At 70.9% G+C, this 22,856-nt stretch carries 17 protein-coding genes and 1 pseudogene; 9 read left to right on the forward strand and 9 right to left on the reverse strand.

The genetic code is table 11. The features are described 5' to 3' along the window. Positions 1 to 31: 31 nt before the first annotated feature. Genes ACIBZJ_RS22925 through ACIBZJ_RS22935 form a run of 3 tightly spaced genes read left to right on the forward strand, consistent with a single transcriptional unit; the run spans position 32 to position 2,750 of the window. Positions 32 to 1,186 (forward strand): alkane 1-monooxygenase, encoded by a 1,155-nt coding sequence (locus ACIBZJ_RS22925; protein WP_395932698.1) that lies wholly within the window; start codon positions 32 to 34, stop codon positions 1,184 to 1,186. Next, on the forward strand, positions 1,167 to 1,793 hold the full coding sequence (locus tag ACIBZJ_RS22930) for a TetR/AcrR family transcriptional regulator (protein WP_395932700.1): 627 nt from the start codon (positions 1,167 to 1,169) through the stop codon (positions 1,791 to 1,793). The genes ACIBZJ_RS22925 and ACIBZJ_RS22930 overlap by 20 nt, the downstream gene beginning before the upstream one ends. Positions 1,794 to 1,802: 9 nt before the next feature. Beyond that, on the forward strand, positions 1,803 to 2,750 hold the full coding sequence (locus tag ACIBZJ_RS22935; protein WP_395932702.1) for a zinc-binding dehydrogenase: 948 nt from the start codon (positions 1,803 to 1,805) through the stop codon (positions 2,748 to 2,750). Positions 2,751 to 2,925: 175 nt separating this feature from the next. Here ACIBZJ_RS22935 and ACIBZJ_RS22940 read toward each other — a convergent pair whose 3' ends face one another. The 6 genes from ACIBZJ_RS22940 to ACIBZJ_RS22965 form a co-directional block, all read right to left on the reverse strand. Then, a complete protein-coding gene (locus ACIBZJ_RS22940; protein WP_395932704.1) occupies positions 2,926 to 3,495 on the reverse strand; it encodes a hypothetical protein in 570 nt (189 codons plus the stop codon). Between the two features lie 392 nt (positions 3,496 to 3,887). After that, positions 3,888 to 4,202: an acyl carrier protein gene (locus tag ACIBZJ_RS22945; protein WP_395932706.1), complete on the reverse strand. Its 315-nt coding sequence runs from the start codon at positions 4,200 to 4,202 to the stop codon at positions 3,888 to 3,890. 167 nt (positions 4,203 to 4,369) lie between these two features. Beyond that, positions 4,370 to 5,089 carry a hypothetical protein gene (locus ACIBZJ_RS22950; RefSeq protein WP_395932708.1) on the reverse strand — a complete coding sequence of 240 codons (720 nt, stop codon included), beginning with the start codon at positions 5,087 to 5,089 and terminating at the stop codon, positions 4,370 to 4,372. Positions 5,090 to 5,157: 68 nt separating this feature from the next. After that, positions 5,158 to 5,337 (reverse strand): DUF6104 family protein, encoded by a 180-nt coding sequence (locus tag ACIBZJ_RS22955; RefSeq protein ID WP_395932710.1) that lies wholly within the window; start codon positions 5,335 to 5,337, stop codon positions 5,158 to 5,160. Further along, positions 5,337 to 9,242 carry a multifunctional oxoglutarate decarboxylase/oxoglutarate dehydrogenase thiamine pyrophosphate-binding subunit/dihydrolipoyllysine-residue succinyltransferase subunit gene (locus ACIBZJ_RS22960; protein ID WP_395932712.1) on the reverse strand — a complete coding sequence of 1,302 codons (3,906 nt, stop codon included), beginning with the start codon at positions 9,240 to 9,242 and terminating at the stop codon, positions 5,337 to 5,339. The genes ACIBZJ_RS22955 and ACIBZJ_RS22960 overlap by 1 nt, the downstream gene beginning before the upstream one ends. Before the next feature lie 241 nt (positions 9,243 to 9,483). Continuing rightward, positions 9,484 to 9,891, reverse strand: coding sequence for a DUF3052 domain-containing protein (locus ACIBZJ_RS22965; protein WP_395932714.1), 408 nt, complete (start codon positions 9,889 to 9,891; stop codon positions 9,484 to 9,486). A gap of 184 nt (positions 9,892 to 10,075) precedes the next feature. Here ACIBZJ_RS22965 and ACIBZJ_RS22970 point away from each other — a divergent pair, with 184 nt between their 5' ends. From ACIBZJ_RS22970 to cydD, 6 genes and pseudogenes are all read left to right on the forward strand, one after another. Beyond that, complete coding sequence (locus ACIBZJ_RS22970) at positions 10,076 to 10,780, forward strand: hypothetical protein (RefSeq protein WP_395932716.1); 705 nt, start codon at positions 10,076 to 10,078, stop codon at positions 10,778 to 10,780. Between the two features lie 120 nt (positions 10,781 to 10,900). Then, on the forward strand, positions 10,901 to 12,775 hold the full coding sequence (locus ACIBZJ_RS22975; protein WP_395932718.1) for an MFS transporter: 1,875 nt from the start codon (positions 10,901 to 10,903) through the stop codon (positions 12,773 to 12,775). Further along, positions 12,772 to 13,251: a MarR family winged helix-turn-helix transcriptional regulator gene (locus ACIBZJ_RS22980; RefSeq protein ID WP_395932720.1), complete on the forward strand. Its 480-nt coding sequence runs from the start codon at positions 12,772 to 12,774 to the stop codon at positions 13,249 to 13,251. Before ACIBZJ_RS22975 ends, ACIBZJ_RS22980 begins: the two co-directional genes overlap by 4 nt. A gap of 104 nt (positions 13,252 to 13,355) precedes the next feature. Continuing rightward, entirely contained in the window at positions 13,356 to 14,783 is a 1,428-nt protein-coding gene (locus ACIBZJ_RS22985) for a cytochrome ubiquinol oxidase subunit I (protein WP_395932722.1), read from the forward strand. A gap of 13 nt (positions 14,784 to 14,796) precedes the next feature. Further along, positions 14,797 to 15,843, forward strand: a complete 1,047-nt coding sequence (gene cydB / locus ACIBZJ_RS22990; RefSeq protein WP_395932724.1) for a cytochrome d ubiquinol oxidase subunit II — start codon at positions 14,797 to 14,799, stop codon at positions 15,841 to 15,843. After that, positions 15,840 to 19,194, forward strand: a pseudogene (gene cydD / locus ACIBZJ_RS22995) (thiol reductant ABC exporter subunit CydD). The gene cydB and the pseudogene cydD overlap by 4 nt, the downstream one beginning before the upstream one ends. A 73-nt stretch (positions 19,195 to 19,267) precedes the next feature. Here the strand turns inward: cydD and ACIBZJ_RS23000 are convergent. The 3 genes from ACIBZJ_RS23000 to ACIBZJ_RS23010 form a co-directional block, all read right to left on the reverse strand. Further along, positions 19,268 to 19,531, reverse strand: coding sequence for a hypothetical protein (locus ACIBZJ_RS23000; RefSeq protein WP_395932726.1), 264 nt, complete (start codon positions 19,529 to 19,531; stop codon positions 19,268 to 19,270). Positions 19,532 to 19,637: 106 nt separating this feature from the next. Then, a complete protein-coding gene (valS, locus tag ACIBZJ_RS23005; RefSeq protein WP_395932728.1) occupies positions 19,638 to 22,193 on the reverse strand; it encodes a valine--tRNA ligase in 2,556 nt (851 codons plus the stop codon). A 21-nt stretch (positions 22,194 to 22,214) separates the two neighbouring features. Continuing rightward, positions 22,215 to 22,856, reverse strand: coding sequence for a response regulator transcription factor (locus ACIBZJ_RS23010; RefSeq protein ID WP_395932730.1), 642 nt, complete (start codon positions 22,854 to 22,856; stop codon positions 22,215 to 22,217).

Raw genomic sequence — 22,856 nt, forward strand, 5'->3', positions numbered from 1 at the left:
GAGGTTTTCCTCCACGGAGAGGACCGGGTCCATGACGACGAACTCGTGGCGGGACGGGCGGCGGTACCTGTGGCCCTCGGCGGTCGTGGTGCCGATCCTGCCGTTCCTGAGCTACGGCATCGTGTCGCAGACCGGCGTCCAGGGGTGGTGGTGGTTGACGCCCCTGCTGGTGTTCGTGCTGATCCCACTGGTCGATCTGGTCGGCGGAGACGACGTCGGCAACCCTCCGGAGGAGGCGGCCCGCGGCTTGCAGGCCGACCGGTACTACCGCTGGCTGACGTTCCTGTACCTCCCGCTGCAGCTGGGCGGCCTGGTGCTGGGCTGCTGGCAGTGGCGGGACGGCGGGCTCGGCTGGGTCGGCAAGCTCGGCGTGCTGGCCTCGCTCGGCACGGTGAACGGCATCGCGATCAACGCCGCCCACGAACTCGGACACAAGCGGGAGAACGTCGAGCGCTGGCTGTCGAAGATCGCGCTGGCGCCGACCGGCTACGGCCACTTCTACGTCGAGCACAACCGCGGGCACCACACCCGGGTCGCGACGCCGGAGGACCCGGCGAGCTCGCGGCTCGGCGAGAGTTTCTGGCGGTTCTGGCCGCGGACGGTGTGGGGGAGCCTGGTCTCGGCCTGGCGACTGGAGTCCTCGCGGTTCGCGTTGCGGAGCCGGAGTCGCTGGACCTGGCGCAACGATCTGCTCAACGGGTGGGCGATGACCGTGGTGCTGTTCCTGCTGCTGTCGATGGTTTTCGGGTTCTCCGTGATTCCTCTGCTCGTGGCCCAGGCCGTGCTCGGGTTCTCGTTCCTCGAGGTCGTGAACTACCTGGAGCACTACGGACTGCGTCGTTCGTTCAACGGCAAGCGCTACGAACGGGTCGACGAGCAGCACAGCTGGAACTCGAACCGGCTGGTCACGAACATGTTCCTGTACCAGTTGCAGCGCCACAGCGATCACCACGCGAACCCGGTGCGGCGCTACCAGGTGCTGCGCACGTACGACACGTCTCCGCAGCTGCCCGCGGGTTATGCCACGATGATCGTCGTGGCGTTGTTCCCGCCGCTCTGGCGCCGGATCATGGATCCGAAGGTGATCGCGCACTACGACGGCGATCTCGACCGGGCCAACCTGCACGAGCCCGCGCGGGCGTCGCTCGAGGCCCGCTACTCCCGCGGTGAGCTCGCCTTTGAGTAGACGCGACTACGTCGAACGGGCCAGGGCCGGGATGCGCCAGGCGATCTTCGACGCCGTGGAGCAGCTCGTTCGCGACCGGGGCTGGCAACAGACCCGGATGTCCGACGTCGCCGACGTCGCGGGCCTCAGCAGGCAAACCGTCTACCAGCTGTTCGGCTCGCGTGAGGAGCTGGCCCAGCAGTACGTCCTGCGCGAGGCCGACCGGTTCCTCGGCACGGTCTCCGACGCGGTGGCCGCACACGCGGACGACCCGTACCTGGCCGTCGAGTCGGCGCTGGACGTCTTCCTCGCCGGCGCGGCCGACAACCCGATGGTGAAGGCGATCCTCTGCGGGGACGATCTGCTGCCGCTGGTCACGACACGCGGCCTACCGGTGATCGAAATGGCCAGGGACCGTCTGGTCACGGTGATCGGCACGCACTGGCCCTCGCTGGACGCCGGTGACGTGGGGCTGTTCGCCGAGACGATCGTCCGGCTGGCGATCAGCCACGCCACGGTCGGCAGCGGCGACGCCGTGCGTGACATCGCGCGGGTGCTGCGGCCGTTCGTCACCGAGGTCTTCGCGCGTGCTGCGGTTCACAGCGACGCCGGGCCCACCCGTCGATAGTTTGAGAAAATGTTCGCCGCATACGCCGCACGCTTCGATGACGCCGATCCGCTGTCCGCGCTCGAGACCGGCGAAGTGCCGGACCCGACGCCGCCCGACGGCTGGGCGGTGGTCGACGTGGTCGCCGGCGCCCTCAACCACCACGACCTCTGGTCGCTGCGGGGCGTCGGTCTCGCCGCCGCACAGCTGCCGATGATCCTCGGGTGCGACGCGGCCGGCCGTGACCCGGACGGCAACGAGGTCGTCATTTACTCGGTCGTCGCCGATCCGGAGAGTGGCAAGACCTCGATCCTGTCGGAGAAGTTCCCCGGCACGCTGGCGCAGAAGGTCGCGGTGCCGCAGGCGTCGCTCGTGCCCAAGCCGGCCGAGCTCTCGTTCGCCGAAGCCGCGTGCCTGCCGACGGCGTGGCTCACCGCGTACCGGATGCTCGTGTCCTGCGGGCAGGTGGGCGCGGGTTCGTCCGTGCTGGTGCAGGGGGCAGGCGGCGGGGTCGCCACCGCGGCCGTCGCGATCGGCAGCGCGCTCGGCGCGACCGTGTACGCGACCAGCCGGGACGCGTCGAAGCGGGAGCGGGCCGAGAAGCTCGGAGCGGTCGCGCTGGAGAGCGGCGCCCGGGTGCCCGAGCGTGTCGACTGCGTGATCGAGACCGTCGGCGAGGCCACGTTCGACCACTCGCTGAAGTCGCTGAAGCCGGGCGGGCGGCTGGTGGTGTCGGGGGCGACCTCGGGCCACCTCCCGACCGTCGACCTGCGCCGGGTGTTCTTCCTCGACATCTCGATCCTGGGGACGTCGATGGGGTCGGCGGAGGAGCTGGCCGGTCTGATGGACCTGTGCGCCCGTACCGGCCTCCGTCCGATCATCGACTCGACGTTCCCCCTGTCCCGGGCCCGGGACGCCTTCGCCCACCTGCAATCGGGAGACGTCTTCGGCAAGGTGGTGCTGGAGAACGACTTCTAGCCCACGTCGGCGCGCTCGGTCGACTCGGCTACCGGAGCGTCAGCTCGCCACACGCCGCGTACAGTGCGGCCATCGCATGGCGGCTCTTGTCGGCCCAGTGCCGGGCGCCGAGCCGGTCGGCCAGCCGCACCGCGGCCCGGTAGTGCTCGGCGGCGGCCGCGGGGCGGCCGGCGCCTCAGGCGCGGTGCGCGACGGTCGTGATGCGACGTCCGCCGGCCAGCGTCTCGGCCATGGCCAGGAGGCGCTGTTCATCCGGGCTCTGCTCGACCAGCGCCCGGCTCTCGACCGTGTTGAACGCCACGTGCAACTCTCCGAGGACGAACCGGTACCGGCCCTGGTTGATCGCCTCGGCCGACGGCGCCGCGATCATCATGTCGGGGGAGTGGGTCAGGCCGCCGACCCAGGCCGGCCGGGGCGACGCGAACTCGGCGGCAACGGCGGCGGCGATGTCCGCGACCCGGACGTCGTGGCGTGTGACACCGGCGGGAACCCGGAGCACGGTGCGCCATTTGTGCTGGAGCTCGGCGACCGCGTCCGCCACCACGGGTGGCATCCGCGCCTCGGTGTAGAAGTCGCGGGTCGCGAGCGCCAGCAGGCCGGCGAGCGCGATCGGGTCGCCGTCGGCGCGCCGCCGTTTCCGGTCGTAGTACTCGCCGAAGCGGTCGAGGCATTCTGCCCCGACGCGGGCCGCCAACCAGCGCCCGCTGTCGAGGACCAACGACAGCGGCGGACCGAGTTCGCGCAACAGCTCGGGCCCGAAGCGGACGTCGACCTCCCTGGTCGGTCGCCGCCGGTCCCGTCGGGTGCCACGACGCCCAGCCGACCGGACCGAAGAATCCGATCGACTCGTTCTTGGCCGCGTACCGCTGGGCATAGCTGATGATCGCGGCCTCGCGACGGCGCACGCTACCGTCCCGTCGCGGATGCCTGGACCGGCGATCGACGCAGGTGGCCAGGAACGTCCGGTTCTGCCAGGCCAGCGCCTCACGGAAGCGCGCGTCGTGGGCCAGTTCCTCGGTCACGGTGGCGACTCGGCCGGCCGCACGAAGTCGCGGTCCGGCCGGAGCCGATCGGACGGTGCCCCGCCGGCCTCCGCGACGCCGTTCCGTACCTTGGCGCCGGGCGCGGGTCCCGCGTTCACGCGAGCGTGTCCGGCGACGGTGGGCCGATCGGCTCCGGCCGGACCGGGCTACCTGCCGGTGACCTCGGGCTGTCCGCCGGTGACCCCGCCGGTGACCCCGCCGGCGGTGTCGCGCCGAGTTCGGTCAGGGCCACCGCCATCCGGCGCGGCGTCGAATAGTCGAAGACGAGCAGGACGTGCGGCTCGACGCCGAACCGCTCCTCGATCTCCGGCACGAGCCGGATCGCGGCGATCGAGTTCCCCCCGAGGTCGAAGAAGTCGTCGTCGAGCGTGATGTCGTCGGTGCGCAGGATCTGCTTCCAGAGCTCCAAGAGGTGGTCCGCGACGGCGTCGGTCCGCTGCTCGACAGCCGCCTCCGTTCCACCCCGGCCTGCCGGCTTCCTCGTCCGAGCCAAGATCACCCCTCCACCGTCACGCCGTCAACCGACGGTGTCACGCCGCATTGCAAGGGGATTGCACCCGGGCACTGATCGGTCGGTCAGGCTGAGAGATCGGCGATGATTCCGTTGATCACGGGCTCGAACGTCTTCTGGGGGTCCTCGGAGGACGTGCTGGTCTGGACGGCGGTGATCAGGTTGTGGCCGAACGTGGCCTCGAACACCGAGAGGTACACCGTCACCCCGCTGTTGGTGGCGTAGAACTGCATCGCGACCTGCTTGTCGCCGAGCGGTAACGGCGTCAGGCGCTTCGCGGTGATCGTCTGCACGGTGCCGTCGGCGTACGTGCCGGTGATCGTCGACGTGCATTTGTCGATGAGCGCGGACGCGTCGATCGGCAGCGCGCTGTCGGCCGCGTTCGTCCAGGACGCGACCTCGAAGTTGAGGTCGGTGTAGCCCGAGGACTCGTTCGTGAACGTGACCTCTTCCCGCACCGCCAGCTTCGACTTGTAGTCCGGGAAGTCGGCCGAGGTGGCGGTGACGAGCGGGGCGCACTCGGCCGGCGTGACGCTCGGCTGGTCGTCGTCAGCCGTCGGCGTGCCGGGTTTCCACCCGGAGCCGGTCAGGTCGGTGAGGACCGGGAGCGCGGACTTGGCCTCCGGAGAGGTCAGCACCCGGCCTTCCCGGGCCTCGGTCGGGGAGGGTGACGGTGAGGCCGACGCGGTGGCGTCCGCGACCGCGTCAGAGATGGTGCCGCACCCGCTAAGGGCGGCGGCGAGGGCGACAGCAGTCGCCACGGAGAGACTCAGACGTGTGAACACCCGGGCACCATAAGGGACGGTGCCCGGGTGTCTCTGTCATGCGCGGAACGGCCGGACCGTTCGCCGGACTACTCGTCCTCGTCGTCGTCGCTGCGGGCGAGGTACGTGGCCAGCCGCTCGATCGGAACCTCGAAGTCGGGGTTGAGATCGACGAAATCGCGGAGCTGATCGGCGAGCCAGCCGAGCGTCACGGTCTCTTCCCCGCGACGCGCGGCCAGCTCCTCGATGCCTTTGTCGGTGAAGTACATCAGCGCTGAGTCGGCAGAGCCGCCTCGATCAGCGCCTTCTGCTCCTGCTCGTGCACCTTCGCCGAGCCGACGGCCGGCGAAGCGGCAGCCTTCCGGGAGACCCGGCGCAGCCGGATGCCCTCGAGCTGCTCGAGCAGGTTCAGCGCGACGAAGCTCCAGGCGCCCTGGTTCGCGGCCTCCTCCTGCACCCAGACGTGGTCTTCGGCGTTCGGGTAGCGGCCGAGAACACTGCGCGCCTCTTCCACCGGCAGCGGGTACAGCTGCTCGAGCCGGATGATCGCCACGTCGTCGAGCTGACGCTGCGCCCGCGCCGCGGCCAGGTCGTAGTAGAGCTTGCCGGAGCAGAGCAGGACCCGCTTCACCTTCGCCGGGTCGGGCTTCACGCCGTCGACGCCCGGGTCGTCGATCACCGGCTGGAAGCGGCTGCCGTCCGTGAACTCCTCCAGCGAGGAGACCGCGGCCCGGTGCCGGAGCAGCGACTTCGGCGTGAACGCGATCAGCGGCCGGTGCAGGCCGGAGAGCGCCTGGCGCCGCAGCAGGTGGAACCAGTTCGCCGGCGTCGTGCAGTCGACGACCGTCATGTTGTCTTCGGCGCACATCTGCAGGAACCGCTCGATCCGGCCGGACGAGTGGTCGGGGCCCTGGCCCTCCTGGCCGTGCGGCAGCAGCAGGCCGACGCCCGAGCGCTGACCCCACTTCGCCTCACCGGACGAGACGAACTCGTCGATGACGGTCTGGGCGCCGTTCACGAAGTCACCGAACTGGGCCTCCCAGAGGACCAGCGCGTCCGGCATGGCCAGCGAGTAGCCGTACTCGAAGCCCATCGCCGCGTACTCGCTCAGCAGCGAGTCGTGGACGAAGAACCGTCCGGTGCCCTGGTTGTTGCGCGCGCCGAGCAGGTCGAGCGGGGTGAACTCCGACCCGTTCTCCTTGTCGATCAGCACCGAGTGCCGCTGGACGAACGTCCCGCGGCGGGAGTCCTGACCGGCCAGCCGGACGATCCGGCCTTCGGCCACCAGCGTGCCGAGCGCGAGGATCTCGCCGAACGCCCAGTCGACGTTGCCCTCCCGGGACATCTTCCGGCGCCGCTCCATCAGCGGCTTGACCCGCGCGTGCGGGTGGAAGCCCTCGGGGTATTCGACGTGTGCGTCGCCGACCCGGTGGATCAGCGAGAGCGGCACCGCGGTCTCGACGACCTGCGACGACGGGTTCGACTGCAGCGTCGGCTCGCGCCTGGCGGTCTGCGTCGAGTCCTTGGTGGCGCGGAAAACCTGCTCGAGCTTGCCCTGGAAGTCTTTGAGCGCTTCCTCGGCCTCGTCGACGGTGATGTCGCCGCGGCCGATCAGCGCCTCGGTGTAGAGCTTCCGGACGCTCCGCTTGTTGTCGATGATCGCGTACATCTCGGGGTTGCTCATCGAGGGGTCGTCGCCCTCGTTGTGTCCCCGCCGGCGGTAGCAGACCAGGTCGATGACGACGTCCTTGTGGAACGCCTGGCGGTACGCGAACGCGAGCCGGGCCACCCGGACGCAGGCCTCGGGGTCGTCGCCGTTCACGTGGAAGATCGGCGCCTGGATCATCCGGGCCACGTCGGTCGAGTAGAAGCTCGATCGCGAGTACGCGGGCGCGGTCGTGAACCCGACCTGGTTGTTGACGACGACGTGCACGGTGCCGCCGGTGCGGTACCCGCGCAGCTGGGACAGGTTGAGCGTCTCGGCGACCACGCCCTGACCGGCGAACGCGGCGTCGCCGTGGAGCAGGACCGGCAGCACCGTGAAGCCCTCGAGGCCCTTGTCGAGCACGTCCTGCTTGGCCCTGACGATGCCCTCGAGAACCGGGTTCACGGCCTCGAGGTGGCTCGGGTTGCTGGTCAGCGACACCGTGATCGTGTGCTGGCCGTCAGGCGTCGTGTACTTCGACTCGGCGCCCAGGTGGTACTTCACGTCGCCGGAGCCCTGGGTGGACTCCGGGTCCATGTTGCCCTCGAACTCGTTGAACACCTTCTCGTACGGCTTGCCGACGATGTTCGTGAGCACGTTCAGGCGGCCGCGGTGGGACATGCCGATGACCAGCTCGTCGAGGTCTTCCTCGGCGGAGGCCTGCAGCACCTCGTCCAGCAGCGGGATGACCGCCTCGGCGCCTTCCAGCGAGAACCGCTTCTGGCCGACGAACTTCGTCTGCAGGAACGTCTCGAAGGCCTCGGCCTCGTTCAGCTTCGACAGGATGCGCTTCTGCGTCTCGGTGTCGGGCTTGGCGTGCTTGACCTCGACGCGCTTGGCGATCCAGGCGCGCTCGGCCGGGTCCTGGATGTGCATGTACTCGACACCGACCCGGCGGCAGTACGAGTCACGCAGCACCCCGAGGATCTCCCGGAGCTTCATCGTCTTCTGACCGGAGAAGCCGCCGACCGGGAACGACCGGTCGAGGTCCCACAGCGTCAGGCCGTGCTCGAGGATGTCGAGGTCGGCGTGGCGGCGCTGGCGGTACTCCAGCGGGTCGGTGTCGGCCATCAGGTGGCCGCGGACCCGGTAGGAGTGGATCAGCTCGAGGATGCGCGAGGTCTTGTCGATCTCGCCCTCGTGCACGGTCGTGACGTCCCGGACCCAGCGCACCGGCTCGTACGGGATGCGCAGCGACGCGAAGATCTCGTCGTAGAACCCGTCGGAGCCCAGCAACAGCTGGTGCATCCGCTTGAGGAACTCACCGGACTGGGCACCCTGGATGATGCGGTGGTCGTAGGTGCTGGTCAGCGTGATGACCTTGCTGATCGCCGCCGCGGCCAGCTGCTCTTCGGAGAGGCCGGAGAACTCGGCCGGGTACTCCATCGCGCCGACGCCGATGATCGCGCCCTGGCCCTTGGTGAGGCGGGGCATCGAGTGGACGGTGCCGATGCCGCCGGGGTTCGTGAGGCTGATCGTGGTGCCGGCGAAGTCGTCGGTGGTCAGCTTGCCGTTACGGGCGCGGCGGACGATGTCTTCGTAGGCCTGCCAGAACTGCGAGAAGTCCATCGTCTCGCACTTCTTGATGCTGGCGACGACGAGCGAGCGGCTGCCGTCTTTCTGCTGCAGGTCGATCGCGAGGCCGAGGTTGACGTGGTCGGGGATGACCAGCGCGGGCTTGCCGTCGACCTCGAGGTAGGAGTTGTTCATCTCCGGGTGGTCGATGGCGGCCTTGACCTGGGCCCAGCCGATCAGGTGGGTGAAGCTGACCTTGCCGCCGCGCGAGCGGGCCAGATTCGAGTTGATGACGATCCGGTTGTCGGCGACCAGCTTCGCCGGTACCGCCCGCACGCTGGTGGCGGTCGGAACCTCGAGCGAGGCCTCCATGTTCTGGACGATGCGCGCCGCGGCGCCTCGGATCGTCCTGGTCTCCGGACCGGTCTTCTCGGGCTTCTCCGTCGCGGTTTCGGCCGCAGCCGGCTTCGACGCAGACGCAGACGCAGCCGGCTTTGCCGGTGCGGGGGCCGCCTTCGCCGGGGCAGGGGCCGACTTCGCGGGCGCCGGAGAGGTTCCACGCGGTGGCGCGGGCCTCGCGGCCGGTGGCGCCGAGGCCGCCGGAGCCGCCGGAGCCGCCGGGCCGGGCTTCGGCGCCGACGCGGCGGGCGTGCCACGCGGCGGCGCGGGCTTCGGGCCGGTCTTCGCGGCGAGCGTGGCCGGGGTCGGCACGGAACCGTTCGACGAGGGAGCGCGGTCGGCGGCCGGAGCGGCGGTGCCGTTCCCGGACGAGCCGCCCGCCATGGCGCCGCCACCGTTCGGCTTGTAGTCGGCGAAAAACTCGTGCCAGGCCGGATCGACGCTGGCCGGGTCGGCGAGGTACTGCTGGTAGATCTCCTCGACCACCCATTCGTTGGCCCCGAAGGCCGCCAGTGAGTCCTCGGTCTGTGTGGAGGTGCTGTTCTGCGTCGACACGGCCGCGTGTTCGCCTTCTTCTCAGCTACTCGTGCGTACGGTTCGTAGTTTTTCGCGGCCGGGCAAGCCGGTAGCCGCAACTGCCCAGGCTACGCCGCGACCCTGTCCGATGCCGAGCATGCCCACTGCGGGTAATGGATATCGAGTGCACTACGACACTCGATATCCGTAAGTTCTGGTGCTCGGTATCGGTTCAGTTGACCTATTTCACTATCGCGACAAGTGGACACCGGCGTCGCGGTCAGCGATCGGCCACCCGGATCACGAACTTGAGCCCCGACCAGGTCTCGTCGACCGCGCACACCTTCGTGTCGACCCGCCCGTGCGTCAGCCCGTACTCCCGCACCACGCCGTCGTCCAGGTCGGTGGGGATCTTCGCGGCGCGCTTCGGCCAGGCCACCCAGAGCGCGCCCGCGGACGTCGTCCGCCGGTGCAGGACCGGCCACCGTTCGTGCAGCGTCGCCGCGTCCGCGCAGAAGACCAGCGCGACGTCGTAGGGCTCGCCGTCGGCGGGCGCGCGGTCGATCGTGACGCCGTCCGGGAGGTCGTCCAGCGCGAACGCCTCGGGAGCGTGGTCGAGCAGGACTCGGAGCCCGGGCTTCACCCCTAGTTTGCGAGGCAACGGCGTGCCGCTGTAGCCCGAGTTCACGCAGACACGTTAGTGGCCGGCCGGCCTGTGACGGAAGAAGGCTCCTGTTTCCAGCGGATTTCAGTGCTTAGCCGGGAAGATGCGGACTCCTCAGAAGTAGCTCAGATCTGCGGCCTAGCGGTCGGGCTGCGCGGATGCTCTGCGGCAACGGAGAACACGGGACCTGACGGGCTGGGAGGTCACCATGATCCGCACGGAGGTGGACGCGCTGCGCGCAGCGATGGTCCGCGCACCACTCGATCCCGCATGGGCGCCGTTCGAGGCGGCCATGCTGGTTCGTTCGGCGGCGCGGCCCGGAGTGTGCCGCTCGCCCAGTACTCGACCCACCGTCCACCACTCACGTCCGGAGCGCGTGTCGGTCGAGCCCGGCCTGCTCGCGGAGTTCGACACCGACGCCGCCGCGCGCCGCTTGGTCGCGGCGCTGGCCGCGGTCGCGCCGCTGGCCGCCGTCGAGTCGGGGTACCAGGGCGGTCGCCACCGCTACGAGATCCACCGGGTGACGGTTCCCCGGGAGTCCGGCGCCCAGGTGCAGGACGTGCTGTCGCGGTCGGCGTCCGCGGGGGCCGCCGCGCTGCGGACGGTCGGCCCGGCGGTCGGGCCGGGGCGGCGTCGCCGGGAGCTCGTGGTCGCGGCGGCCGCCTGGCGGGCCGCGCTGCTGGCGGTCGGGCCCGGACGCGGGGGTCCGGACGGGCTCGCGGTGCGGGTCGGCGACCCGTGGTCGGCCGGAACGCTGGTGCGGGCCGCGGACCTGCTGGAGGTGCCGGTCCGGGCGGTGCGCCGGCCGGGTGGCCAGCTGTTGACCGTCGACGGCCGGGCCGCGCTGACCGTCCTGATGCAGGTCGTGACCGGCGGAGTTTCCACCGGTGTGCTCACCGCCGTAGCCGGCTGAGCACTGCCGCACGGTGACCGGCTCCACGGGGGAGCCGGTCACCGCTGCTTGTAAGGCCTGTCACAGAAGTGGCCGCACCGCCGAAATGATTAGTACGCATCAAGCAACTAATCTGGGAGCATGCCACCTCGCTCGTCGACGTCTGCGCCGGATGTGCCCTCCGCCTCGCGCTACGACCGCGATCACCCGCGTTACAAGTGGATCGCGCTCTCGAACACCACCGTCGGCATGCTCCTGGCCACGGTGAACTCGTCGATCGTGCTGATCTCCCTGCCGGCGATCTTCCGCGGTATCGAGCTCAACCCGCTGGACGAGAACAACGTCAGCTACCTGCTGTGGATGATCATGGGCTTCCTGCTCGTGTCCGCGGTGCTGGTCGTGACGTTCGGCCGGCTCGGCGACATGTACGGCCGGGTGCGCCTCTACAACCTGGGCTTCGTCATCTTCACGATCTCGTCGGTCGCCCTCTCGCTCGATCCGGCGGTCGGCGACGCCGGTGCGCTCTGGCTGATCGGCTGGCGGGTCGTCCAGGGCATCGGCGGCTCGATGGTCATGGCGAACTCGACCGCGATCCTCACCGACGCGTTCCCGAACAACCAGCGCGGGATGGCGCTCGGCATCAACCAGGTGGCGGCGATCGCCGGGTCGTTCATCGGGCTGGTCCTCGGTGGCCTGCTCTCCGAGTGGCACTGGCGAGCGGTGTTCTGGGTCAGCGTCCCGCTCGGGATCATCGGCACGGTCTGGTCGTACCGGTCGCTGCGCGAGCTCTCCAAGCGCGAGACCGACCCGGTGGACTGGCTCGGCAACATCACGTTCGGTGTCGGGCTCGGGGTGCTGCTGGCGGCGATCACGTACGGCATCCAGCCCTACGGCGGCCGTTCGACCGGCTGGACGAACCCCTGGGTGGTGAGCGGCCTGGTCGGCGGCGTGGTTCTGCTGGCGGCGTTCGTGGTGATCGAGACCCGGGTGAAGTTCCCAATGTTCCAGATCTCGTTGTTCACGAACAAGGTGTTCGCGGCCGGGAACTTCGCCGGGCTGCTGTCCGCGATCGGCCGCGGCGGTATGCAGTTCATGCTGATCATCTGGCTGCAGGGCATCTGGCTTCCCCGGCACGGCTACGACTACGAGTCGACGCCACTCTGGGCCGGGATCTACCTGCTGCCGGTGACGATCGGCTTCCTGGTGGCCGGCCCGGTCTCGGGGTGGCTGTCGGACCGGTTCGGCTCGAAGCAGTTCGCGGTGGGTGGCCTGTTGCTCGTCGCGGCCTCGTTCGTCGGGCTGCTGCTGATCCCGGTGAACTTCCCGTACTGGGTGTTCGCCCTGCTGACGCTGCTCAACGGCATCGGTTCGGGCCTGTTCAGCTCGCCGAACACCGCGGCGGTGATGGGGGCGGTACCGGCCGATCAGCGCGGTGTCGCGTCCGGGATGCGGGCCATGTTCCTCAACGCGGGCTCGGCGCTCTCGATCGGCGTGTTCTTCTCGCTGATGATCGCCGGGCTCTCGTCGCACCTGCCGCAGACGCTCGACCAGGGCCTGCAGTCGCAGGGCGTCTCGCCCCAGATCGCCGGGCAGGTCGCACAGCTGCCACCGGTCGGGACGCTGTTCGCCGCGTTCCTCGGGTTCAACCCGCTGGCCGAACTGCTCGGGCCGACCGGTGCGCTCGACCAGATCCCGGCGGCCAACGCGGCCACGCTGACCGGCAAGGAGTACTTCCCGGCGCTCATCTCGGAGCCGTTCCACAACGGGCTGGTGGTCGTGTTCGTGACAGCGGCCCTCATGATGGTGGTGGCGGCGCTCGCGTCGCTGGTCGGCGGAAGCACCGGCACCCGCCGGCTCGCTGCCGCCGCGGCCGCTGCCGACGGTGGTGCCGCGGCTGCCGCCGCCGAGGATCTCGAAGCCGATGTGGAGGGCGCCGTGCCGCTTACCCCAGTCGTCCCCGGAGGGGAGCCGGCAGCGACGGCCGCCGCGGGCCGCCGCGGAGACGGTGCACCGTGACCGCGCCCTCCGTCACCGCGTCTTCTGCGATCGCAGAAGACGCCGTGGCCGCGCAGGACCAGGTGGCGATGCGGCTGCCGGGCGCGCTGGCCCGGCTGTCGCGGGCGCTGCGCCGCACCGAGCCGACCGAACTCGGGCCCGGCTCGGTCGCGGCGCTGGGCACCGTGCGCCGCGAAGGCCCGATCCGCCCCGGTGACCTGGCTCTCCGCGAGGGTGTCACCCCGTCGACGATGACCCGGATCGTCGCGCTGCTGGAGAACAACGGATTCCTGGCGCGGGAGAGCGATCCGGCCGACCGGCGTGCGTATCTGGTACGCGTCACCGACGAGGGCGAAGCGTTCCTGACCCGGTTGTCGGGCGTCCGATCGAAGGCACTGCAAGCACAGCTCGACCTGCTGACGCCGGAGGAGCGGGCCGCGATCGACGCGGCGCTACCGGTGTTGGAGACCCTCGCCACCCGGCTCTGCGCGAGTTAGCTCAACGTCGTTCCGCGAGGCGCCCCGGCCATCGGCCGGGGCGCCTCGCGCGTGTGTGGCACGCCATGTTGGCGGGCCAGTCGTCTACGTGGTGTAGTCATTCTATGAACGAGCTGGATCTCGCGCGCTGGCAGTTCGGCATCACGACCGTCTACCACTACGTCTTCGTGCCGCTGTCGATCGGGCTGTCGTTGCTGGTCGCGATCTTGGAGACGGCCTACGTCCGGACGAGACGACAGCACTACCGGCGCGCGGCGAAGTTCTGGGGCAAGCTCCTGCTGATCAACTTCGCGATCGGCATCGCGACCGGTCTCGTCCAGGAGTTCCAGTTCGGAATGGCCTGGAGCGACTACTCGCGCTACGTCGGCGACATCTTCGGCGCACCGCTGGCGATCGAGGCGCTGCTCGCGTTCTTCCTCGAGTCGACGTTCCTCGGGCTGTGGATCTTCGGCTGGGACCGGCTGCCGAAGTGGGCCCATGCCGGGTGCATGTGGGTCGTCTCGATCGGGACGATGCTCTCCGCGTACTTCATCCTGGCCGCGAACTCGTGGATGCAGCACCCGGTCGGGTACCGGATCAATCCGCTCAGCGGACGGGCCGAGCTGACCGACTTCCTCGCCGTGCTGACGAACCCGACGCTGCTCTCGGCGTTTCCGCACGTGTTGTTCGCGTGCTTCATGACCGGAGCGGCGCTGGTGATCGGGGTGTCGGCGTGGCACCTCTCGCGCGGCCGGCACCAGGACGTCATGCGGCCCTCGTTGCGGCTGGCGTCCTGGGTGATGCTGTTCGCCGCGGTCGGCGTCGCGCTCAGCGGTGACACGCAGGCCCGGATCATGACCCAGCAGCAGCCGATGAAGATGGCGGCGGCGGAGGCGTTGTACGACACGGTCGCCCCGGCGTCGTTCTCGGTGTTCACGATCGGGTCGCTGAACGGCGACGACGAGATCTTCAGCATCCGGATTCCGCGCATCCTGTCGTTCCTCGCCACCGGCACGTTCGACGGTGAGGTCGAGGGGATCAACGACGTCCAGCGGCAGGAGCAGGCCCGTTACGGCGAGGGCGACTACCGCCCGATCGTCCCGGTCACCTACTGGACGTTCCGCCTGATGATCGGCGTCGGCATGCTCGCCGCGGTCGTCGCCGCCGTATTGCTGGCCCTCACCGGGGCGCCGGGGAGGTGGCTTCAGCGGCTACGCCGCAGAACCGGCGATCCGACCGTGCCCCGGTGGGTGTGGCGGGCCGCGGTCTGGGTGATCCCGCTGCCGGTGCTCGGCAACTCGTTCGGGTGGATCTTCACCGAGATGGGCCGTCAGCCCTGGGTGGTCTACGGCATGCTCCGCACCGCCGACGGCGTCTCGCCGAGCCTGTCGGTCGGCACGGTCGCGATCTCGCTGTCGGTGTTCACGCTGCTCTACGCGATCCTCTTCGTCGTCGAGACCCGTCTGCTGCTCTCCTACGCGAAGGCTGGCCCCGAGGCTCCTGCGGAGCCGGTCGAACAAGACGCCGAGCGCCAGCTCGCCTTCGCCTACTGATCCGGGGGACGAAATGGAGCTCACCACCGTCTGGTTCGTCGTCCTGGCGTTCCTGTGGACCGGGTACTTCTTCCTGGAAGGCTTCGACTTCGGCGTCGGCGCGCTGTTGCCCGTACTGGGCCGCGACGACACCGAGCGGCGGGTGCTGATCAACACGATCGGACCGGTCTGGGACGGCAACGAGGTCTGGGTGGTCGCGGCCGTCGGTGCGACGTTCGCCGCGTTCCCGGAGTGGTACGCGACCCTGCTCAGCGCGTTCTACCTGCCGATGCTGCTGCTCCTGGTCGCGCTGATCGTGCGGGCGCTCGCGTTCGAGTACCGGGGCAAGCGGACGGATCCGGGCTGGCAGCGCCGCTGGGACCGGTGCATCGTGTTCGGCTCGGTGGTGCCCGCTTTCCTGTGGGGGTTCGTGTTCGGGAACCTGCTGGGCGGCCTGCCCATCGACGCCGACGGGGAGTTCGCGGGGTCGCTGCCGGACCTGTTCACGGTGGCCGGGCTGCTCGGCGGCCTGACGTCGCTGACGCTGTTCGTGCTGCACGGGGCCGCGTTCGTCGCGCTGAAGACGCACGGGGAGATCCGGGAGCGGGCCCGCGCGCTGGCCGGGCGGGTGCTGCTCGTGACGCTGGTCGTGGCGGCCGTCGCGCTGCTGTTCGCGCAACTCGGGGCCGGGAAGCCGGGCACCTGGGTGACCGCGGCCGGTGCTCTGGCCGCGCTGGGAGCCGTCGGGGCGGTGAACGCCCGCGGGCGTGAGGGCTGGGCGTTCCTGGGGACCGGGGCGGCGATCGTGCTCGCGGCGGTCACGCTGTTCGCGCTGGTGTTCCCGGCCGTGGTGCCGTCCACTCTGGCCGACGCGAACAGCCTGACGACGACGAACGCGGCGGCGACGCCGTACACGTTGAAGATCATGTCGTGGGCGGCGCTGGCGTTCACGCCGCTGGTACTGCTCTACCAGAGCTTCACCTACTGGGTGTTCCGGAAGCGGATCGGGGTGCGGGACATCCCGCCGCCGGCCGGTGCCGCACTGGCTCCGCGTGCCTCCACGTCGGCCGGCCCGCGATGAAGCCCCTGGATCCGCGATTGCTGCGGTACGCGCGGGCGACGCGCTGGTTCCTCGTCGCGAGCGTGGTGCTCGGGGCGGCGTCCGCCGGATTGCTGGTAGCCCAGGCGACGCTGCTGGCCTCAGCCATCGCGGGGATCGTCACCGGGGACGGTGACGGGGTCGGAACCGCGCTGGCCGGGCTGGCCGCGGTGACGGCCGGTCGCGCCGCGGTCGCGTGGGCCCAGGACGCGGCCGCGCACCGGACCGGCGCGTCGGTCGTCTCCACCCTGCGCCGGGCGCTGCTCGCCCACGCGATCGCGCTCGGGCCGCGCGAGGGCTCGGCGGAGCTGGCGACGTTGGCGGGGCGGGGGGTCGACGCACTGACGGGGTACTTCGCCCGGTATCTACCGCAGTTGGTGCTGGCCGTGGTGGTGCCCGTGCTGGTCGGGGCCCGGCTGCTGGCGGCGGACTGGCTGACGGCAGTGGTGCTCGCGGTGACGGTTCCGCTGATCCCGATCTTCATGGCGCTGATCGGCTGGTACACCCAGGGCCGGACGAAACGGCAGTGGGACGCGCTCTCCCGACTCTCCGGGCATTTCCTGGACGTTGTCGCCGGACTGCCCACGCTGATGGTCTTCGGGCGGGCGAAGGCGCAGGTGAGAACCGTCCGGCGGATCACCGACGACTACCGGCGCTCGACGATGGGCGTGCTCAGGGCGGCGTTCCTGTCGTCGCTCGCGCTCGAGCTGCTGGCGACGCTGTCGGTCGCGCTGGTCGCGGTCTCGGTCGGGCTGCGGCTGGTCGACGGTTCGCTGACCCTGCGGACCGGGCTGCTCGTACTGATACTCGCGCCCGAGGTGTACCTGCCGTTACGGCAGGTCGGCGCGCAGTTCCACGCCAGCACCGAGGGTCTGGAGGCGGCGAACTCGGTGTTCGCGGTACTGGAGACGCCGGTGCCCGCCGCCGGGACGCGGACCTCGGTACCGTCCGGCGCGCTGGCGTTGGACGACGTCACCGTGCGGTACCCGGATCGGGACGGCCCTGCCCTCGACGGCGCCTCGCTCCTCGTCCGCCCGGGAACCGTCACGGCGCTGGTCGGACCGAGCGGAACCGGGAAATCGACGGTGCTGGCCGTGCTTCTCGGGTTCGTGCGTCCGGAGGCCGGACGCGTGCGGATCGGCGACACGGACCTGGCCGGCCTCGACCCGGCGGTGTGGCGTGCGCACGTCGCCTGGGTACCGCAGCGGCCGACGTTGATCGCCGGGACGATCGCGGCGAACATCCGGCTGGGCCGCCCGTCGGCCTCCGACGACGACGTCGCCGGAGCCGCGTCGGACGCGGACCTGGACGACGTGCTGGCCGCGCGTCCGGACGGGCTGGAGACCCGGCTGGGGGAGGACGGGGCCGGGCTGTCGGCGGGGGAGCGGCAGCGGGTCGGGCTGGCGCGGGCGTTCCTTCGCGACGCGCCGATCGTGCTGCTCGACGAGCCGAGCGCGAACCTCGACGGCGAGGCCGAGGAGCGGGTGGTCGCGGCTCTGCGGCGGCTGGTCCACGGCCGGACCGCGGTGATCGTGGCGCACCGGCCGGCCCTGCTGGCGCTGGCCGACCACGTCGTGCGGATGGGTGGTGTCCGGGTTGCGTAGGTTGGTCGCGGCGGGCGCGCTGGGCGCGGGCGCGCTCGGGTGCGGGGTGGCGCTGCTGGCGACGTCGGGGTGGCTGATCAGCCGGGCATCGGGGCAGCCGCCGGTGCTGACGCTGGCGGTCGCGGTGACCGCGGTGCGGGCGTTCGGTCTCGGACGCGGGGTGCTGCGGTACGCGGAGCGGCTGGTCGGGCACGATGCGACGTTCCGGATCCTGGCCGCGTTGCGATCCCGGGTGTACGCGCGGCTGGAGGCGCTCGGGCCGGCCGGGCTACCGGCGTTCCGGCACGGGGATCTGCTGGCGCGGTTCGTCGACGACGTGGATCAGGTGCAGGACCGGTACCTGCGGGTTCTTCTACCCCGATGGGCGGGGGGCGTGGTCGGGCTGCTGGCGGTGGCGGGATCCTTCGCACTGCTGCCGGTGGCCGGCGTGGCGCTGGCGGTGGCCCTGCTGGTGGGCGGCGTCCTGGTGCCGTGGGTCTCGCTGCGGTCGGCCTCGCGGGCCGAGCAGGCGACGGTGGCCGACCGGGCGTTGCTGACGAGTTCGGTGGTCGAGCTCGTGCGGGGTGCGCCGGAGTTCATCGCGTACGGGTCGGCGGCGGAGCGGCTGGCGTCCGTGGAGGGGGTGGACCGGCGGCTGGCGCAGTCCCGGGCGCGGTCGGCGGCGGCGGCCGGGCTCGGCGCGGGGCTGACGGCGCTGGCGACCGGCGGGGCGGTTCTCGCGGCGCTGGCGGCGGGGGCGGCGGCGGTTTCCGGTGGGCGGTTGGACCCGGTGCTGACGGCGGTGGTGGTGCTGCTGCCGCTCGCGGCGTTCGAGGCGGTGGCGGCCCTTCCGGGGGCGTCGCTGGCGGCGGCTCGGGTGCGGACGTCGGAGGCTCGCCTGGCGGAGGTGCTGGATTCCGCGCCGCCCGCGGTCGTCCCGGCGTTCACGTCCGAGGTGGGGGAGGTGTTCCCGGTGGAGCTCCGGGGGGTTTCGGCCCGGTGGCCCGCCGCGGTTTCGGAGACCGCGGCGTTGGCCGGGGTGGACCTCCGGCTGACCGCCGGGCAGCGGGTGGCGGTCGTGGGGGCTTCGGGGGCGGGGAAGAGCACGTTGGCCGGGGTGTTGGTGCGGTTCCTCGACGTCTCGGCGGGATCGTTCACCGTGGGCGGGATCCCGGTCGCCGACCTCGACCCCGACGAGGTGCGTCGTCACCTCGGATGGTGTGCGCAGGACGCGCATCTGTTCGACACGTCGATCCGGGAGAACCTGCTGGTCGCGCGTCCGGCCGCGACCCCGGCCGAACTCTGGGCGGCGTTGCGGGCGGCGCGGCTCGACGACTGGGTGCGGTCGCTGCCGTCCGGGCTGGACACCCGGGTCGGCGAGCGCGGCTCACGGGTCTCGGGCGGTCAGCGGCAGCGGATCGCGCTGGCCCGGATGGTGCTCGCGGACTTCCCGGTCGTCGTGTGGGACGAGCCCGGTGCCGGGCTCGACCCCCCGACCGCGGACGCCCTGACCGCGGATCTACTGGCCGGGACGGCCGGCCGCGCGACGGTGATCATCACGCACCGGCTGGCCGGATGCGAGGACGTGGACGAGATCCTGGTGCTGGAGAACGGCCGAGTGAGACAACGCGGAACGCATGACGCCCTGCTGTCCGTTGACGGTCCGTACCGCGCGGCGTGGTGGCGAGAGCGACGGAGCGACGCTTTGTTGATCGGGGCACCCGCGGAGCCCGAACGAGTGGGAGACTGACAACCGTGTCCGGAGAACGCAACCTCCATCTCGTCGGCGGCTCAGGGGATCCCGAGCGGCCCGACCAGCCCGATCAGAACGCGGCGGAGACGTCGCTGACCGCCCGGACGTCGGTCGGCTCGAAGGCGTCGATCGGCTCGGCCGGGAGCATCTTCTCGTTCGGCAGCGCCGGCTCGATCGCGAGCATCGGCTCGGCCGGGAGTATCGCGTCGATCGGGTCCGCGGGCAGCATCGCGTCGGTGGGCAGCCTCGGCTCGATCGCCAGCGTCGGTTCGGCCTGGAGCATCGCGAGCGTCGGATCGTTCGGGTCGATCGCGTCGAAGAACGGCTTCGGCACGATCTTCAACCTGCCGGTGGCCGACTGGTGGCTCAAGTGGTACGGCCGCCCCCGCAAACCCAAGCACTGACCGGACCCGTGGGCCCGGCGGCCGGGTCGGGGCCGGTCAGGGGGCCAGGGTGACGGTGAGGTCGCCGGTCGTCTCGAGCACGGCGAGTTCGGTGGCGTGCGCGGCGTCGCGCAGGTCTCCCGCCACGGCGCGGATCGCGTCGAGCGTCGCCGCGGGTGCCGCGATCTCGATGCGCTGGACTTCGGTCCGGGGCGAGAGCCGCGCTGCCGACTTGGCCTTGCGGATCGCCGCGACCGCCAGCGAGGCCGCGGCCATCACCGCCGCGGCGCTGTCTTCGGCAGTGGCGCAGTCGGTGGCGCAGTCGGTGGCATCCGGCCACGGGGCGGCGTGGATCGAGTCCTGATGGCTCCATGACCACGTCTCTTCGGTGACGTACGGGAGCATCGGCGCCAGCAGGCGGAGGACGACGTCCAGGCCCCGGCGCAGCGTGACCCTCGCGGACTCCGAGCCCTCGTACGCCCGGGCCTTCACCAGCTCCAGGTAGTCGTCGCAGAACAGCCAGAAGAAGCGCTCGGCCCGGTTCAGCGCGGTCGCGTAGTCCAGCGCCTCCAGCGCCGCCGTGCACTCCGAGACCACCCCGGCCAGCGTCGCCAGCAGCGCCCGATCCAGCGGCTCGGTGACCTCGGGGTCCCTGCCACCCGGCTCCCCGATCACCTGCTGCTCGGTCACCGGCTGCTCGGTCACCTGTTGCTCGGTCACCAGGAGCACGAACCTGGTGGCGTTGAGGATCTTCGTCGCCAGCCGGCGACCGATCTTCATCTGGGCCACGTCGAACGCGGTGTCGGTGCCCGGCCGCCCGCCCGCCGCCCAGTACCGCACCGCGTCGGCGCCGTACTCGTCGAGCAGGTGCGTCGGCGTCACCACGTTCCCCTGGGACTTCGACATCTTCTTGCGGTCCGGATCGAGGATCCATCCGGAGAGGGCCGCGGCCTTCCACGGGAGCACGCCGTGTTCCAGTTCCGACCGCACGACGGTGTCGAACAACCAGGTCCGGATGATGTCGTGCGCCTGCGGCCGCAGATCCATCGGAAACGTCAGCGCGAACCGCCCGGGATCCGTGAGCCACCCGCACACCAGCTGGGGCGTCAGCGACGACGTCGCCCAGGTGTCCATCACGTCGGAGTCGCCGACGAACCCGCCCGGCTCCCCGCGCTGCGACTCGTCGTAGCCCGGCGGGCAGGACGACGCCGGGTCCACCGGCAGCGACGCCTCGTCCGCGAAGATCGGGTCGGCGTACCGCGCCGAACCGTCCGGCCCCACCGGGTACCACACCGGAAACGGCACGCCGAAGAACCGCTGCCTGCTGATCAGCCAGTCGGCGTTCAGGCCGCGCACCCAGTCGTCGTACCGGGACTTCATGTACCCCGGCGTCCACGACAGCTCCGCACCGCGGGCCAGCAAGCTCTCCCGGTGATCCTGGGTGCGGATGAACCACTGCCTGCTGGTGACGATCTCCAGCGGCCGGTCGCCCTTCTCGTAGAACTTCACCGGCCGGGTCGTCGGGCGGGGCTCCCCGCGGACGGCGCCGGCTTCCCGCAACCGGTCGAGGACGATTTCCCTGGCCGAGAACAGCGTCTTCCCGACGAGTTCGTCCATGAGCTTCTGCGCGGCCGGGGTCGGGAACTCCAGCGGCCGGATCCGTCCGTCGCGTCCGACGATCGGCCGGGTCGGCAGGTGCGCCTCCCGCCACCAGAGCACGTCGGTGACGTCGCCGAACGTGCACACCATCGCGAGGCCGGTGCCTTTGTCGGGCGCGGCCGCCGGATGCGCGATGACCGGCACCTCGACGTCGAACAGCGGCGTCCGCACGGTCGTGCCCACCAGCGACCGGTACCGCGGATCGTCCGGGTGAGCCACCAGCGCCACACACGCGGGCAGCAGCTCGGGCCTGGTCGTCTCGATCAGCGCGTCGCCGAAGGCCAGCGTGTGGAACGCCCCGCTGACCTCCTTGTCGACGACCTCCGCGTTCGCCACCGCGGTCTGGAACGTCACGTCCCACATCGTCGGCGCCTCGGACTGGTACGCCTCGCCCCGCCGCACGTTCCGCAGGAACGCGGTCTGCGAGATCCGCTGCGCGGCCGGGCCCACCGTCGTGTAGCTCATCGACCAGTCGACGGAAAGCCCCAGCCGCCGCCACATCTGCTCGAACGCCTTCTCGTCCGCACCCGTCAGCCGCTCGCACAGCTCGATGAAGTTCCGCCGGGAGACCCGCACCGCCCGTGCCCCGCGCTCCGGCGGCGTGGACGGCGGCTCGAACGACGGGTCGTACGGCACCGACGGGTCGCAGGTCACGCCGTAGTAGTTCTGCACCCGCCGCTCGGTCGGCAGCCCGTTGTCGTCCCACCCCATCGGGTAGAACACGGCCTTGCCGCGCATCCGCTGGAATCGCGCGATCACGTCGGTGTGGGTGTAGCTGAAGACGTGCCCGACGTGCAGCGACCCGCTCACCGTGGGCGGCGGCGTGTCGATCGAGAAAACGTCACCCCGTACGACCGCGCCCGAGAACCGGTACCGGCCGGACGCCTCCCAGGCGTCGGACCACTTCGTGTCCAGGCCCTCCAGCGAGGGCTTCTCCGGCGGTCGCGTGTTCACGGAAACAGTCAACCGGCCCGGTCAACGGTTTTCCAGGTAGCGCAACACCGCCAGCACCCGCCGGTGGTCGGTGCGCGCCTGGGGCAGGTCGAGCTTGGTGAAGATCGCCGTGACGTGCTTCTCCACGCTCCGGGCGGCCAGGTGCAGCTGCTCGGAGATCGCGATGTTCGAGCGTCCCTCGGCGAGCAGCCCGAGGATCTCGTGCTCCCGGGCGGAGAGCCGCTCCAGTCCCGGATCCTTCGGGCGGACCGCGATCAGCTGGCGGACCACCTCCGGGTCGAGCGCGGTGCCGCCCTCGGTGACCCGCCGCAAGGCGTCCAGAAAGTCTCCGGTCCGGACGATCCGGTCCTTCAACAGGTAGCCGACACCGGTCGGATGCTCCGCGAGCAGCTGACGGGCGTAGCCCGTCTCGACCCACTGCGAGAACACCAGCACGGGGACGCCCAGCGCGCGGATCCGGACCGCGGCCCGGATGCCTTCGTCGGTGTGCGTCGGCGGCATCCGGACGTCGACGACGGCGGCGTCCGGCGCGTGCGAAGCCACCGCGGTGAGGAGGTCGGCGGCGTTGTCGACCGCGGCGGTCACCTCGATGTCGTGGTCGTTGAGCAGCAGCCGGATCCCGTCCCGGAGCAGCGGGTTGTCTTCGGCGATGACGACGCGCAC

It is taken from the genome of Cryptosporangium sp. NPDC051539, from assembly GCF_044454545.1.
Taxonomy (GTDB): Bacteria; Actinomycetota; Actinomycetes; order Mycobacteriales; family Cryptosporangiaceae; genus Cryptosporangium.